13 protein-coding genes and 1 tRNA gene are annotated in these 15,562 nt (G+C 31.2%); 9 read left to right on the forward strand and 5 right to left on the reverse strand.

The annotated features are described in order from the left end of the window. Positions 1-51 precede the first annotated feature (51 nt). The 3 genes from Q0828_RS21185 to Q0828_RS21195 all read left to right on the forward strand — a co-directional run bounded on the left by Q0828_RS21185 (position 52) and on the right by Q0828_RS21195 (position 3,191). Positions 52-300, forward strand: coding sequence for a hypothetical protein (locus Q0828_RS21185; protein WP_298426225.1), 249 nt, complete (start codon positions 52-54; stop codon positions 298-300). 113 nt (positions 301-413) lie between these two features. Beyond that, positions 414-569: a hypothetical protein gene (locus tag Q0828_RS21190; protein WP_298426228.1), complete on the forward strand. Its 156-nt coding sequence runs from the start codon at positions 414-416 to the stop codon at positions 567-569. Positions 570-716: 147 nt separating this feature from the next. After that, complete coding sequence (locus Q0828_RS21195; RefSeq protein WP_298426231.1) at positions 717-3,191, forward strand: hypothetical protein; 2,475 nt, start codon at positions 717-719, stop codon at positions 3,189-3,191. Positions 3,192-3,194: 3 nt separating this feature from the next. Here Q0828_RS21195 and Q0828_RS21200 read toward each other — a convergent pair whose 3' ends face one another. Beyond that, a complete protein-coding gene (locus tag Q0828_RS21200) occupies positions 3,195-3,647 on the reverse strand; it encodes a GNAT family N-acetyltransferase (protein ID WP_298426234.1) in 453 nt (150 codons plus the stop codon). A gap of 60 nt (positions 3,648-3,707) precedes the next feature. Beyond that, positions 3,708-5,885: a glutamine synthetase III gene (locus tag Q0828_RS21205; protein ID WP_298426237.1), complete on the reverse strand. Its 2,178-nt coding sequence runs from the start codon at positions 5,883-5,885 to the stop codon at positions 3,708-3,710. Between the two features lie 194 nt (positions 5,886-6,079). Here Q0828_RS21205 and Q0828_RS21210 point away from each other — a divergent pair, with 194 nt between their 5' ends. Continuing rightward, complete coding sequence (locus tag Q0828_RS21210; protein ID WP_298426240.1) at positions 6,080-7,099, forward strand: glutamine synthetase beta-grasp domain-containing protein; 1,020 nt, start codon at positions 6,080-6,082, stop codon at positions 7,097-7,099. Positions 7,100-7,206: 107 nt separating this feature from the next. Here the strand turns inward: Q0828_RS21210 and Q0828_RS21215 are convergent, their stop codons facing one another. From Q0828_RS21215 to Q0828_RS21225, 3 genes are all read right to left on the reverse strand, one after another. Beyond that, entirely contained in the window at positions 7,207-8,850 is a 1,644-nt protein-coding gene (locus tag Q0828_RS21215; RefSeq protein WP_298426243.1) for a serine hydrolase, read from the reverse strand. 93 nt (positions 8,851-8,943) lie between these two features. Continuing rightward, positions 8,944-10,083: an AraC family transcriptional regulator gene (locus Q0828_RS21220; RefSeq protein WP_298426246.1), complete on the reverse strand. Its 1,140-nt coding sequence runs from the start codon at positions 10,081-10,083 to the stop codon at positions 8,944-8,946. Between the two features lie 181 nt (positions 10,084-10,264). After that, positions 10,265-11,212 carry a calcium/sodium antiporter gene (locus Q0828_RS21225; RefSeq protein ID WP_298426249.1) on the reverse strand — a complete coding sequence of 316 codons (948 nt, stop codon included), beginning with the start codon at positions 11,210-11,212 and terminating at the stop codon, positions 10,265-10,267. 153 nt (positions 11,213-11,365) lie between these two features. Between Q0828_RS21225 and Q0828_RS21230 the strand changes: the two genes are divergently transcribed. The 5 genes from Q0828_RS21230 to Q0828_RS21250 all read left to right on the forward strand — a co-directional run bounded on the left by Q0828_RS21230 (position 11,366) and on the right by Q0828_RS21250 (position 15,561). Then, complete coding sequence (locus Q0828_RS21230) at positions 11,366-11,725, forward strand: BlaI/MecI/CopY family transcriptional regulator (protein ID WP_298426251.1); 360 nt, start codon at positions 11,366-11,368, stop codon at positions 11,723-11,725. Continuing rightward, positions 11,725-13,464 carry a M56 family metallopeptidase gene (locus tag Q0828_RS21235; RefSeq protein WP_298426254.1) on the forward strand — a complete coding sequence of 580 codons (1,740 nt, stop codon included), beginning with the start codon at positions 11,725-11,727 and terminating at the stop codon, positions 13,462-13,464. The genes Q0828_RS21230 and Q0828_RS21235 overlap by 1 nt, the downstream gene beginning before the upstream one ends. Before the next feature lie 110 nt (positions 13,465-13,574). Next, the gene (locus tag Q0828_RS21240) at positions 13,575-13,727 is read left to right on the forward strand and encodes an SsrA-binding protein (RefSeq protein WP_298426257.1); all 153 of its coding nucleotides are present in this window, start codon (positions 13,575-13,577) and stop codon (positions 13,725-13,727) included. A gap of 110 nt (positions 13,728-13,837) precedes the next feature. Further along, positions 13,838-13,911: transfer RNA gene (locus tag Q0828_RS21245), tRNA-Arg, on the forward strand. A gap of 432 nt (positions 13,912-14,343) precedes the next feature. Beyond that, positions 14,344-15,561, forward strand: coding sequence for a GTP-binding protein (locus tag Q0828_RS21250; RefSeq protein WP_298426261.1), 1,218 nt, complete (start codon positions 14,344-14,346; stop codon positions 15,559-15,561). Position 15,562: the final 1 nt, after the last annotated feature.

The following is a 15,562-nucleotide window of genomic DNA, read 5'->3' on the forward strand; positions in this document are numbered from 1 at the left end:
CATGCTGTTTATACTTTCCTTTAGTATTCTTAATTTTTAAACCATTTAACCATGAAAAAAAAGAATCTTAATTCGCTACATCTGAGCAAAAAATTAATTTCAAAATTGAATTTCAATTCATTACTAGGAGGCGCTGAAGGGAATACTACAATTATAGGTAATACCTGTAATTCATGCCCAGATATGTATTGTCCGACTACCGGAGATCTTTACACTTCAAATGACCCTGCAAGATGCCCTAAACCAAAACCGCCAATCAGAAATGGTGCTTCAGCTCCGCATGAAGAAAGTACTCTATAAAAGAGTTTGTCAACTTCAGTTTGTTTTTTTATACTATTATTTTACTATGGCTTTCCCGTAAAGCATTTAGAATTAATTTTTATACATTTTATACTTAACCAAAACTTTATATCATGTTAAAAAATCTTAAGAATTTAAAAAACGCAAAGACACTTAACAAACAAGAACAACAAGCTATCAATGGAGGAAGATTACAATGTGCTCCTTTTGGTGTTTGCATTGATTTTGGCTGGAGATGTTCAGAATTAAAATGTAGAATACTTCTATAATTTTTTTGAAGGCGATCTTCGGATCGCTTTTTTATTCACATATAACAACCTAGTTTTCTTTATGATAATTAAAAAATACGGCATCTGCCGAATGTTTTCACTTTTGATTATTCAGCACATTTGTTGAGTAATTTAAAAGTAATTCTCATGAAACGCCTTTTTATTGTTTTTTTTGGTCTTTTAACTAGCTTTTCTTTTTCACAAGAAGTACGAACACAGAAAGAAATTTTAGAGCTTCCCAATACGGATTTAGTCCTAGATTTTAATTTACATATTGGAAATGGAAACATTGTTCCTATCACAGTTTCAAAAGCTACGTATAAAGACATTGGTTTTTCTTTTATAGGACACAAGTTTCAATACATGAAAGATGATTATAGCTTAAATATTCACACGTTTAAAGATAAAAAGTTGCTTCAAACTAAAACTACTTATAATTATGGAACCTTTATGAAACCACAAGGGTTTGTATTTAGTTATACATATGATGCAAACGGAAATCTTTCAAAAAGAACTAGCACTTCTACTTCAAGTACTTATACTAACGAAACTTTCTATAGTTATTCAAGCAATAAAATAAAACAAGTACGGGAAACTGGAACTTTTACAGATGGAAAAAAGTATGATAAAACGCGTAATTTTATTTATAAAGGAACTACTATTTCATACAATTTTGAGAATGGAACGAAAGATCTTGAACTTAAAAACAAGTTAATTCACACAGAAAAAACATTTAATAAAAGTGCTAACAAAAATTACGTTTACAACTTCAAATACAATACAAATGGTTTCATGATTGCGCAAGATAGAGGTGCATATCAAGCTACATATACATTGAATGATAAAAACTTAATAGCAAAAGAAGTAAACAAAACATATACACAAACTTTCAAATATGTGTATGACAAATACGGAAATTGGATTATTGCATATCCTTTAGCAACCAATAATAAAAAATTATATGGTTCGCAGTTTTCATACTATATCCGACAAATAAAGTATAGTAATGGTGATGTTACAGGTAGTATAAACCCTGATGACACCATGACAAAAACTTATATAGTGAAGCTGCGATCTGAATTGTATGATAGTTTGGTGGTACCAAATGTAACTTTCAGAAAAACAGCAAATTCTAGTTATTTATTTAAAATTAACAATCAACAAGAAGCTAAAAATACTACTTCTGTTTTTATGGGACGAAGTTTATTGGTTTTTCACAAACCATCTAAACAATTATATATTCTTGAAGGTTTTGAAGACAAGAAAGTTGGAAAATATTTTCCCGTAAAAGAAGTATCAATAGACCTTAAAAATGGTTTTTGGTATAAAACTCAAAAAGGTGGTGTACACGTGTTTAGAAAGGATGGAAGTTATATTAAAAAAGTTGCCGTATATGAATTTGCGCCAAATAATATAGATGCTATTTTTCAAGGCGAAGGCGAACCTGAGAAAGTGGTTTTAGAAAACTATAAAAACGTAAATATATATACTCCATATCCTGTTACATTACATAGTAATTATAAAAATGGTTCTTCTGGAAATATGACTAAAAATGCAAAAAAACTAGCTAAAAGTTTAGATGAATATGCTGAGTATTATACTGGAGAATGTGTAAAAGGAGATTGTGAAAATGGCTATGGAGAAAAAAAGTTTAAAGACGGAAAAAGAGCAGATGGTTTTTTTAAAGATGGAAAACCGTATGGACCGGCACATACATCAGATGATAACACCAAAGGTAGTTTTCTTTCTGTCTACAAAGGTTCATATCAAAACCGTGAAGGATTTGTGTATGAATTTAATGGTGATAATTTGATGATTTTTTATGATAAATCTAAAGATATTGGTTTTTACAACGATTATAAAACGAAGAAAACATACGTATTGAATTATAAAAATGGTAAAGTAATTTCTAAAACAGAACTTCAATATAACAACTCAAAAACCTGCGTGGTTGGTAATTGCAGCAATGGTATTGGAATTTACGAATACAGCAATTCTACCTACATGGGAACATTTAGAAATGGTAAAAGAGAAGGTTTTGGCTATTTGTTTTTTAAAGAAGGTGGCACTTATATCGGAGAATTCTATAATAATAATTACCACGGATTAGGATCATATTCTAGGTCTGAGTTTGATTATTATATGGGATATTACCAAAACGGAAAACCACATGGACAAGGCGTTCAATATTATTCAAAAGATAATTACAAAGCTGGGAATTGGGTACATGGACAATTGGCAGGAAAAGGAACAAGTAACAGCGTTTCTTTAAGTTCAAACTCAACAACAAACACAACTGCAAAGACTAGCTTTTCGGAAGCACAAAAGAACAAAATATTAGCTTGTAAAAATGATTCTGAATGTGTTTCAAGATATCTTACAAGTTTGTATGTTGAAGAACGAAAAAGTCTATCCGGAGAAGCATTGATCAAGAAAACAACCGATTATTTTCATAGTGTCTACATTATGAATCCGAAATTGGCTTATGACACTTTATTTAAAATGGACATCAGCTTGATTGATCTTAAAATGTTACCTCAAGCTGTTCAAGTAGATTTAAGAGCTAGGGCACAAAAACTCTCAGAGGCCTATCAAAAGCATCGAAAAAAGCAAGGGTATTAATTTTTACAATTGCTTTTCAAAGCACACACTTTCTGCTACGTCAATATATTGATCGTAATTAGGAATACGTATATAATTATTCTTTTCATAAAAGCGAATAGCTTCTGGCAACATCGTTCCTGTTTCCAGAATACAACGTGTATTTCCAAGTTCTTTTGCCCAGATTTCTAATGCGGTTAAAATATGAATTCCTAAACTTTTTCCTTGGTATTGCTTACTTATATACATTCTTTTGATTTCAACTGTTGTCGAATTGTATTGTTTGATAGCACCACAACCAATTGGAGTTGCTCCAACATAAATTACAATCGCATGATTTAGATCTTCTAATCCATTAAACTGACTAAAAAAATCATCGCTTTCACCATTTCGGATCGTTAGAAAATCATCTAATTCTTTAACCAAGTTTATAAAGTTTTGATCTGATGAATTTGTTCTTTTAATTTGAATAGTCATAAGTGTTACGAATAATAAAAAATCCCACTCGCGAGCAGGATTTTTTCAGTTGTGTTGCAGTTATCTAGTAAATAATAATTCTCTGTATTTTACCAATGGCCAAATATTGTCATCAACTAACAATTCTAACTTGTCACAGTGGTAGCGAATTTCGTCAAAATATGGTTTTACTTTAGTACAATATGCTTCTGCAGCTTTTTGTCCTTCTAATTGATTTGCTTTTTTACGTTCTTGCGTCATTGCATTAACTTTTGAATTGATCCCTGCAATATGTTCAGAAATACGTTCGATTAAATCAATTTGTTCTGTTGCTAATTTTTTGAAATCTTTTCCAAAAATATCTTTTAATCCACTTACATTTTCAATCAATGTATTTTGGTAACGAATTGCGATTGGAATCACATGATTTCTAGCAATATCACCTAATACTCGACCTTCAATTTGAATACGTAAAATGTATTCTTCCAATTCAATCTCATGACGTGCTTCTACTTCAACTTTGCTCATTACATTCATTTCTTCGTATAATGAGATTGTTTTTTGTGAGATTTGTGCTTTTAATGCTTCTGGAGTCGTTTTATTATTACTCAATCCTCTTTTGGCAGCTTCCTTTTCCCAAGCGTCTCCATATCCATTTCCTTCAAAACGAATCTTTTTAGAATCTTTAATATATTCTCTTAAGATATTGAAAACAGCTTCATCTTTCTTTAAATCTTTCTTTGCTATTAAGGCGTCAACTTCAATTTTAAAATCTTTTAATTGTTTTGCAATGATGGTATTTAAAACTGTCATTGGCCCTGCACAGTTAGACCATGAACCGACTGCTCGCAACTCAAATTTGTTTCCTGTAAAAGCAAAAGGAGATGTACGGTTTCTATCTGTATTGTCTAATAAGATTTCAGGAATCTTCCCAACAATATTCAGTTTTAAATCTGTTTTTTCCTGTGGAGATAGTTTTCCTTTAGTTACATTTTCTAATTCATCTAAAACTGCTGATAATTGTGAACCTATAAATACAGAAATAATTGCTGGCGGTGCTTCATTTGCTCCTAAACGATGATCGTTACTTGCACTTGCAATGGCTGCTCGGATCAATTCTTCATTATCATGAACTGCTTTGATGGTATTTACAAAGAATGTTAAAAACTGTAAGTTTTTCATCGGTGTTTTCCCAGGACTTAATAAATTAACGCCTGTATTGGTTGCCAATGACCAATTGTTGTGTTTTCCTGAACCGTTGATTCCTGCAAATGGTTTTTCGTGAAATAATACTTTAAATTGATGGCGCTGTGCTACTTTTTCCATCACATCCATTAATAGAGAATTGTGATCAACTGCTAAGTTTGCTTCTTCAAATATTGGCGCCAACTCAAATTGATTTGGCGCAACTTCATTATGGCGTGTTTTTACAGGAATTCCTAGCAACATACATTCGTTTTCCAAATCGCGCATAAAACTCATTACACGCGTTGGTATGGAACCGAAATAATGATCATCTAGTTGTTGTCCTTTTGCTGATGAATGTCCTAATAAGGTTCTTCCGGTAAGTGTGATATCTGGTCTAGCTGCAGCCAAAGCAGAATCAATTAAGAAATATTCTTGTTCCCATCCTAAAGACGCATTTACTTTCGATACGTTTTTATCAAAATATTTACAAACTGCCGTTGCTGCTTGATCCACTGATTGCAATGCTCTTAATAATGGTGCTTTATTATCTAATGCTTCTCCTGTGTATGCCACAAAGATGGTTGGAATACATAAAGTTGTTCCATATACAAATGCTGGAGATGTTGGATCCCAAGCTGTATAACCTCGTGCTTCAAATGTATTACGAATTCCTCCATTTGGAAAACTTGACGCATCAGGCTCTTGCTGTACTAATTGTCCTCCATCAAATTTTTCCATGGCACGACCACTACCTATAGTTTCAAAAAATGCATCATGTTTTTCAGCAGTTGCTCCTGTAAGTGGCTGAAACCAATGTGTATAATGTGTAGCGCCTTTACTTAGCGCCCATTCTTTCATTCCTGTAGAAATATGATCTGCTATTTTCCGATCGATCTTTGTTCCAAATTCAATAGCATTCATGACACTCTTATACGCATCTTTTGTTAGATGTTGTAACATTGCATGTTCATTAAATACATTTTGTCCAAAAATTTCTGAACGACGACCATTTTCTTGAATTTCAACAGGTTTTCTGTTTAATGTTTCTTTGAGTGCATGAAATCTAAGCATAGTGAATTTGTTATTTTTTACAAATATATCAATTTTAGACTTATTTTTCATCGATAAACAACATTACCCCTAAAAAATAGGGGTTGTTGATAAATATTTAATAATTTACACAAACTTAACCTTATTTTTTTACAGGTAATCTCAAAAATAAATTATATTTGCCAACGAATTTATTAATGTGAATTACTATTATTATGAGTAAAATTAAACTTGAATACATTTGGCTAGACGGTTATAAACCAACTCAAAACTTAAGAAGTAAGACCAAAGTTGAAGAACATGAAAATTTTCAAGGAACTGTAGAGGAACTTGATAATTGGTCCTTTGATGGTTCATCTACTCAACAAGCTTCTGGTGGAGCTTCTGATTGTTTGTTAAAACCTGTTGCTATTTATCCTGATCCTATAAGAAGAAACGGTTACTTAGTAATGACTGAAGTTTTAAACGCTGATGGTACGCCACACGAATCTAACGGAAGAGCTGCAATTGAAGATGAAGATAATGATTTCTGGTTTGGTTTTGAACAAGAGTACTTTATTATGGATAAAGAAACTCAATTACCACTTGGTTTCCCTATTGGTGGATATCCAGGTCCTCAAGGAATGTATTATTGCTCAGTTGGTGGAAAAAATACACATGGTAGAGATTTCGTTGAAGAACATGCAGATTTATGTATTGATGCAGGATTGAATTTTGAAGGAATTAACCAAGAGGTTGCTTCTGGACAATGGGAGTTTCAATTGTTTGCAAAAGGTGCTAAGAAAGCAGGAGACGAAATTTGGATTGCACGTTATTTATTAGATCGTTTAACGGAAAAGTATGGTTACTATATTGAATATCACCCGAAACCTGTAAAAGGAGACTGGAATGGTTCAGGAATGCATGCTAACTTCTCTAATACTGTATTAAGAACTTGTGGTTCTAAAGAAACATACGAGAAAATTTGTGAAGCATTTAGACCAGTTACGGCAGAACATATTGCGGTGTATGGAGAGTTTAATGATCAACGTTTAACTGGTGATCATGAGACTGCATCTATTAATGACTTTAGTTATGGAGTTTCTGATAGAGGAGCTTCTATTCGTATTCCTATTATTACAGTTGAGAAAGGTTGGAAAGGTTGGTTAGAAGATAGAAGACCAGCTTCAAACGGTGATCCATACAAAATTGCAGGAAGAATTATTAAAACTGTAAAATCAGCTAATATTAGTTAATTAGCTTTGATTTTTTTAGATATAAAAAGTGCTTACAACATGTAAGCACTTTTTTTTGTCTTGTAATTTTTTTTCAAAGAAACTTCGCGTTTTTTTGAAAACCGACTTTATTCTTTTTTGATGATTGCTGGTAATATATATTCCTCCATAATTTTATCTACATTAGGATGAGCTCTTGGATTATTATATGCTGAAGAAGTAATAACAACAACAAAAGGAATATCTTTAAATATGAAAATTTTATTTCCTCCTCTACCACTACAGAAAGAAACTTGGTAATCTTTGCCATTTACAGTATACGTTTTATTCCAGAAAAGGTAACCGTAGTAACCATCTTTTATACCTGCATAAACTTGAGATACTTGTTTTGATAAACTTTTTTCTACCCATTTTTCTGTTATAATTTGTTTACCATTCCATCTTCCTTTGTTTTTGTATACTTGTCCGTACTTAGCAAAATCAATGGCTCTTAGTTGTATTCCTCCAGCAGTATTAGCAACTTTTTGAGGAGTATATTGCCATTTATAATTGGTAATATTAAGTGGCGCAAATAATTTTTCATCTGCATAAGAAACGAACCCATCGGGAACAGATTTATGAATGATGTCTCCCAATATCACTACTCCTGGGGTAAAATAAGTAAAATCTTCTCCTATTCTTTTAGTTTTATGCATTGGTAAATCCAGTGAAAACTTGACCCAATTACCTGTCGGATACATGTTTTCTTCATTTCCTGGATTACTATAATCGCTATCATCTCCAACAAATCCTGAACTCATGGTTAGAAGGGATTCTAATGTTACAGAATCTTTCTTTCTACTATAATTCTCAAATGATTTTAGATTGTAAAAATCGCTTAAAAGAACTTTTTCATTAGCTATATGATTTTCTTCAATGGCAATTCCTAGCATTGTAGAAGCAAATGATTTTCCAACTGATCTTGAATCGTGTAAGCTATTTCTATCTTCACCATTAAAGTATTCTTCAATTAAAAGTTTATTTTCTTTTACAACGATGATACCATTAATGTTTTCAAATCTTTTTTCAGCAATTTTCCTATTTAGTGCTTCTATTTTGTGAACATCAAAACTATCATTAGATAATTGCCAATCACTTCCTGTCTGGATTTTTTGAACAGGCACTAAACTTTCATCTACAGGAATCTTTGCTACCTCTATTGCTATATTTCCTTTGGCTAAAATAGAGCCTACTTTTAATGTTTTTTCTTTTATATAAGCTCTTATTTCTATAGTTAAAGAATGATTGCCTTCTGTTAACAAATCTTCCCCTCCGTTTAATTTCATAAACTTAAGCCACATAAACCAGCCCCAAAAATCAATTTGTTCAGGATATGCTAAAGGTATAGTATGATTAAGCCTAGTTATTTTAGAATCTTTAGTTCCAGCTCCATTATTTAAATTTTCTATGTGAATTTTTTCGCCATCAACCAAAATTGAAAATTGAAAATTTCCTTTACTTAGCAATTCTTCTTCCGTAAAACTAGGCTCTAATAATTTAAGACTTTCTACAAGAGGTTTATCTAAGGTAAAGTGAATATTTAAAAACGCATCTTTGTTTAGTGTAAAACTAGTGACGTAATCATCTGGCGTAACTTTATTTTTTTTGAAGTCAACTTTAGAAAAATATAGGTTTTCAGTTTCTGGTATTTGAGATGTATCTGATGTTGATTTTTTACTGGTATTGCAAGCTATTAAGAAGCAAGCAATAAGTAATAGATAAATTAATTTCATATTAAATTTTATATTTGATTGATAATTGAATTATTCGGCAAACATAAAATTATAAGGGCTTCCAAAAGCTCCATGTTATATATTGGGACTTATTTAAGAGGTTTTGACGTCATTTTTTATTGACTTTTTATAGTGAAGAGGAGTAACACCTTTGATGTTTTTAAAGACTCTATTAAATGTTGTTTTTGAATTAAAACCACATTCAAAAGACAAACCTAATAAGGTGATGTGATCATGATTGTTACTATGCATTTTTTCGATAATAGCATTTACACGATATTCATTTATAAAATCTGAGAAATTTTTGTTTAAACCTTCATTAATTACTTTTGATAAAATATTAGGATGCATATCAAGGTTTTCTGCCAACGATTTTAATGTCAATTCTGAGTTAAGATAAAAACGATTGATTACCATTTGTTCTTTTAGCCAAGAGGCTTTTTTTAAGATTTCTTCTGATGGCTTTTCTTTTTCGACACTATTTTTTTTATTGGTTTCCAATAAAATTATTTCTGGTCTTAAAAAAGCTTCAGCACTAATCCAGATAGTAATAATTGAAAGTAATACATATATTGGGTAATAATCAGCTATGCCTAATTGAAAATCAAATAGTACATAATCAATAATAGTATATGGTGTCCATAATAACCAAAGCATAGCAAATATGATGATTAATCTATATAGCCATCTTAAACTGTAGGCGTCATTGTTGCTATAATTTTTGTTTAACCATGTATGATAAGTTCTAATTTCTTTTAGCGCATATACACAATAGGTTACAATAGATACTATGGCAATAAACTGTACTATAGGCATCCACTGAAGATACATATTCGACTCGATACCAATAGTTTTATTTGTAAATGCCTCACGACTTATCATGAAATGTAATGCGAGTTCTATTATTAAAGGTAAAAAATGAAGAGCATCTTTTTTGGAAAGACGATAACTAAAGTTGGTTATTTTTTTTACATATAAATACAATAATGGTCCAAGAGCTAAAGAGTAATTTAATGGTATTAAATAAAAATGTGGAATATAATCGGTTATTTGAAAATCTAAACTCAATATCCAGATATTCCATAAAACAATAATGAAAGTAAGCAAACCAAGTAGCACATTAGCTTTTCTATTTATCCGTCTAGCAAAAATTAGTAATAACCCAAATGTAGTTCCTATAAATACAGATGCTATTATAATAAGGTTAAAAATATTTAAATTGAATTCGCACATTAATTATATTTAATATCTGTTATTTTACTATTATGAGACCTGTCTTTCTGTTAAAAACTCAGCTATATTTAATAACCATATTGTTCGTATCTAAAGCGTTTTTAAGATCTTCAGATATGCTTCAAAAAAAGCAAAAATCACTCTTGTGTTTTATATTGAATTGATTACTATATATTTTTTATTAAAAGACAAGGTATATAAACAAAATATAGCTTAAGAATAATAAAACGCCTTCATACCGTTCAATTCCGAATTTCTTTGGTATAAATGCTAACGGAAATAATACAAACGCAAAACCTAACATCCAAAAGATGTCTCTGGAAAGTATTTGTGCCTCTACTACTGGAATTTCTGTAATCATTGCTGTAATTCCTAATACAGAAGCAATATTGAATATATTGGAACCTATTAAATTTCCTAACGAAATTGCTTTTTCTTTCTTAATCGCTGCAATTACAGAGGCTGCTAATTCGGGTACACTTGTTCCTATGGCAATCATGGTGATAGAAATTACACCTTCACTTACTCCTAGGTTTTGAGCAACAGCTTTTGCACCTGTTACTAAAAATTCTGAACCAAAATATAACGCTGCTCCACCTATAGCCAACCAAATAAATATCTTACCATATGATACGGTTGCTACTGCATCATCTACTTCTTCAACATCTATTTCTTCTTTGTTTTTTCTCGCTGAGCGAATTAAAACAACCAAAAAAATTATTAAGCCAACAAATAGAATGATTCCTTCTATTAAGGTTAAGACATTGTCATTCCATAAAAAATAATAAATTAATATGGAAAATACCATTAAAACTGGCCATGTAAAATTATAAAACGTATTATTAACCGCAATGGGGCCAATAATGGCTGTAATTCCTAACACCAAACCTATATTAGCTATATTAGAACCTATAACATTGTTAATTGCAATTGCTGGCGAATCGTTTAATGCAGCATTGATACTTACTAATAATTCTGGTGCAGACGTTGCAAATGAAACAACCGTTAGTCCAATCACCATTTTAGAAATGTTCAATTTAAAAGACAAACCTACTGAAGCACGCACTAGAAATTCTCCTCCTGCCACAAGTAGTATTAATCCTAAAATTACATATCCAATATTTTCCATGAATGTATTTTTTTTGCGAAGATACTATTTCCTTTTAGATGTTAAATAAACTATAATTTTCGTTAACTAACTATTTTTATAGTTTCATAACTGTTTTTTTAGTTTATATTTGTATTGAAATTAATTCACAGTCTATTTAATTTATATTGAATCATGCAAAAATTAACAAACAAGGAAGAAGAAGTAATGCATATTATCTGGCAGCTGGAAAAAGCTTTTGTAAAAGATATTATGGCAGAAATTACTACAAAAAAACCTCACTACAATACATTATCTACCATTGTTAGAAATTTAGAAGAGAAAGGTTATGTTTCACACAATGCTTATGGAAATACACATCAGTACTACCCTGTTGTAACCAAAGAAGCATATCGTGAAAAGTTCATGGCATCTGCAATTCAGAATTATTTTAATGATTCATATAAGAATGTTGTTTCCTTTTTTGCAAAAGAAGAAAAGATTAGCGTAGACGATTTGAAAGAGATTATTAACCTCATTGAAAAAGAAAAGTAATGGACGAATTAACCTTATATTTTGTTAAGAGCTCAGGCGTACTCCTGCTCTTTTTGAGTTTATATTATGTGTGGTTACGAAAGGATACATTTTTTCATGGAAATCGTTTTTTCCTGTTAGCAGGAATGATTATTTCTTTGGTTTTACCATTCTTGGTGATTACAAAATATGTAGAAATTCCTTTTGTTGAAGAAACATTAGGTTCAAACATGTTTGTATATACAGAAACTGGAAATGAAGTGATTGCTCCTATCTTTTCCTGGACAGATATTTTAATGTATACATATGTCGCTGGAGTTTTATTTTTTCTCTCAAAATTTTTAATAGAATTGGCTTCTCTGTGTAAACTGTTATGGACATCAACCGTTACAAAACGAGATGGGCAATTTATTTATATTGAAACAGCAACTTCTTTTACTCCTTTTTCATTCTTCAACTACATCGTATACAATCCAGAATTGTATTCGGCATCAGAATTAGAAGCTATTTTAATACATGAAAAAGCGCATAGCCGTCAATTACATTCTATAGATGTTTTCATTTCTAAACTATACTGTATCTTCATGTGGTTCAATCCGCTTGCATGGGTGCATCAAAAATACATTTCACAAAATTTAGAGTTTTTAGCTGATAGCGCAGCTATTAAACAAACACCATCTAAAAAGGAATATCAACTTACATTATTAAAGGTCTCTGGAAATGCATATTGCCCTGCATTGACCAACAATTTTTATAATTCATTAATCAAAAAACGAATCGTTATGTTACAAAAAAATCAATCTACACGTTTACACAAGTGGAAACAAGTACTTATTTTACCATTATTAGTTGCTTTTGTGATGCTGTTTAATACAGAAGTAATTGCAAAAGAAGTTAGCACTACAACAACTTCTACTCCATCATTAGAAAATACAATTGTTAAAGAAATGTATGGAGATGTAATGGTAACTATTAACAAAAATACAACTGTAAAAGAGTTAAAGGCTATTCAAAAAATGTTCAAAAGCTTTGATATTACTTTGAATTATGATATTAAAAAATTTAATAGTAGAGATGAAATTGTAGCTATAAAACTTGAATTAAAGGATAAAGCAGGTGCAAAAGCGAGCGCTACTTTTGAATCTCAGAATGACAAGCCAATTCCAACTGTTAAGTTGGGAAAAAAGGATGGTACACTTATCGTGACTTCTTCTAAGGCAAAACATTATGTGACAAGCACAGCATATGAATTTCATTCAGATGAAGATCATGATGGTAAAGACGGAAAAAACAAATACGTTATAAAATCTAAGCACACAAATAAAAAAGGTGGAACTACAAAAACATGGATTCAGAAAGATGATGTAGAAACAATTAACATTAAAAAAGTAGATGGAAAAGAGGTAATAATTGTGAATGGAAAAAAAATAAATCCAGATGAAATCATTGAAGAAGAGATTGAAATTAAAAAAGGGGATGGAAAGCATTTTGTTGTTGTTGGAAGTCATATTGACTCAGAAAATGAGGATGTAGAAGTTGAAGTAAACAATGGGAAAGACAGTAAAATTGTTATTAGAAATTCTGGAAGTAAAAAGCCACTATTTGTTATGGATGGAAAAATTATTAAAGAAGACCAGATTAGAGGGTTAGATCCTAATAAAATTGAAGGTATTTCAGTTCTCAAAGGCGATAATGCAACTGCATTATACGGAAAAAAAGGAGAAAATGGAGTCGTTGTAATTACTACTAAAAAGAAATAGGTTCAAAAAAATATTAGATACCGTAAAGGCAAGTTTTTATCGACTTGCCTTTACTTTTATACAACAATCATTTTTTTAGTATCTTTCTTTACATTTTAGATGATTTCATCATGAAAAAACAAATTTTTAAAATCTTAGCGAAGCTCAACAAAGTGCTATTACCTTCATTTTCAAAACGAAGACTCGATTTGGCAAACGCTTCAAAATTGCAATTGGCAATTATTGGTTGGCGTTATTTTGTAACGACAAATGCTTTAAATTAGAAAGCGTGTTTTAATAGATCCTAAAAAAAGCAAAAAAACTTATTTATTTTTCTTTGTAATCTTTGTATTTGTAACAAAAAGAAATATATTTGCACCCGCAATAAGCAATAGGCCTCGTAGCATAACTGAATAGTGCACTTGATTACGGCTCAAGAGGTTGCAGGTTTGAATCCTGCCGAGGTCACAACAAGCAAGAACCACGTCAAATTGACGTGGTTCTTTTTTTTATAAAAAATTCAACCGCGTTTGAGCTTTTTGGAGAAATGGAAAACTAGAGTGATAGCTAGTGGTTTCCTATTTTGCAGCAGTAAGTTCCAAAGGATTATAAAATAGTTCTGACAAGGTCACAAATAAATAAAAAAGCAAGCTAAAGTTTTAGCTTGCTTTTTTATTTTGGCATAGTTTTCATACTAAAAATGGAGTTTTAAGGAACTATAATTCTGCTCCGAATCCACAACAAGCAAGAAGCCACGTAAAATGATGCGGTTTGATTATATCTCTAATTTTTCTATATATAGGTTTAAAATAAGCTAAAATTATTGAAACTAAGTTGCAATAGTGAATTTCTTTTGTAGTTTTGCAACTTAGTTGCATTAATTAAATCAAACAAAGAGAAATGATTGATAAAAAACTTCCCGTAACCGTATTAAGTGGCTTTTTAGGAGCTGGAAAAACTACTCTTCTAAATCATATTTTACATAATAAAGAAGGGTTAAAAGTAGCTGTCATTGTTAATGACATGAGTGAAGTAAATGTAGATAGTGAACTGGTAAAAAGTCAAAATACATTATCTCGTACTGAAGAAAAACTGGTAGAAATGAGTAATGGTTGTATTTGTTGTACACTACGTGAAGATTTAATGCTTGAAGTAGAACGGCTAGCAAAAGAAAATAGATTTGACTATCTACTTATTGAAAGCACAGGTATTAGTGAACCTATTCCTGTGGCGCAAACTTTCTCTTTTGTTGATGAAGAAAATAACATCGATTTATCTCGCTTTAGTTATGTAGATACTATGGTTACTGTTGTAGATGCCTATAATTTTTTTAAGGATTTTGGTAGCCCTGAAAAGTTGATAGATAGGGAGTTGACGGATATAGAAGGTGATTATCGTACCATAGTGAATCTGCTAACCGATCAAATAGAGTTTGCTAATGTCATTATTTTGAATAAAACTGATTTGGTAAAAAAAGAGCATCTAGGAGTTTTACGAGCGACTATCCAGAGATTAAATCCATCTGCTAAAATTATTGAATCGGCTTTTAGTAAAGTCAATCCAAAAGAAATATTACATACTAGTTTATTCAACTTTGAAGAAGCAGAACAAAGCGCTGGTTGGATTGAAGAACTCAATAAAGATGAACACACTCCAGAAACAGAAGAATACGGTATTAGTTCATTTGTATATCGAAGTAAAAAACCTTTTGATCCTGTACGATTTTGGAAATATGTTGAACAAAGCTTCCCTAATACCATTATAAGAAGTAAAGGGTTATTCTGGATTGCATCGAGACCTGGCCAAGCATTAGTTTGGGGACAAGCAGGAGGCTCTTTACGTGCAGATAATGCAGGCGTATGGTGGGCTAGTATGCCTTTTGAAGAACGTTTTCAATATGGTCCTTTCATTAATAATCAAGAAGAAATTGAAAGTGATTGGGATATCACTTTTGGCGACCGAAAAAATGAAATTGTTTTCATTGGTCAAAGTATGAATGAACCGCTTATTCGATTGAGTTTAGATTCATGTCTGGCTACTGATGAGGAATTGTCAACTCAAAAATGGGAAAAAGGATATGAAGATAATTGGCCCGTTCAGAGAGCTTATCCAATTTAAA

Source organism: uncultured Kordia sp. (assembly GCF_947496985.1).
GTDB lineage: Bacteria > Bacteroidota > Bacteroidia > Flavobacteriales > Flavobacteriaceae > Kordia.

Bases quoted from the DNA above. Each gene is read 5' to 3' on its own strand.
- Q0828_RS21195 (WP_298426231.1), top strand. From the start codon at position 717: ATGAAACGCCTTTTTATTGTTTTTTTTGGTCTTTTAACTAGCTTTTCT.
- Q0828_RS21225 (WP_298426249.1), bottom strand. From the start codon at position 11,212: ATGGAAAATATTGGATATGTAATTTTAGGATTAATACTACTTGTGGCA.
- Q0828_RS21220 (WP_298426246.1), bottom strand. From the start codon at position 10,083: ATGTGCGAATTCAATTTAAATATTTTTAACCTTATTATAATAGCATCT.
- Q0828_RS21235 (WP_298426254.1), top strand. From the start codon at position 11,725: ATGGACGAATTAACCTTATATTTTGTTAAGAGCTCAGGCGTACTCCTG.
- Q0828_RS21210 (WP_298426240.1), top strand. From the start codon at position 6,080: ATGAGTAAAATTAAACTTGAATACATTTGGCTAGACGGTTATAAACCA.
- Q0828_RS21205 (WP_298426237.1), bottom strand. From the start codon at position 5,885: ATGCTTAGATTTCATGCACTCAAAGAAACATTAAACAGAAAACCTGTT.
- Q0828_RS21185 (WP_298426225.1), top strand. From the start codon at position 52: ATGAAAAAAAAGAATCTTAATTCGCTACATCTGAGCAAAAAATTAATT.
- Q0828_RS21240 (WP_298426257.1), top strand. From the start codon at position 13,575: ATGAAAAAACAAATTTTTAAAATCTTAGCGAAGCTCAACAAAGTGCTA.
- Q0828_RS21200 (WP_298426234.1), bottom strand. From the start codon at position 3,647: ATGACTATTCAAATTAAAAGAACAAATTCATCAGATCAAAACTTTATA.
- Q0828_RS21215 (WP_298426243.1), bottom strand. From the start codon at position 8,850: ATGAAATTAATTTATCTATTACTTATTGCTTGCTTCTTAATAGCTTGC.
- Q0828_RS21190 (WP_298426228.1), top strand. From the start codon at position 414: ATGTTAAAAAATCTTAAGAATTTAAAAAACGCAAAGACACTTAACAAA.
- Q0828_RS21230 (WP_298426251.1), top strand. From the start codon at position 11,366: ATGCAAAAATTAACAAACAAGGAAGAAGAAGTAATGCATATTATCTGG.
- Q0828_RS21250 (WP_298426261.1), top strand. From the start codon at position 14,344: ATGATTGATAAAAAACTTCCCGTAACCGTATTAAGTGGCTTTTTAGGA.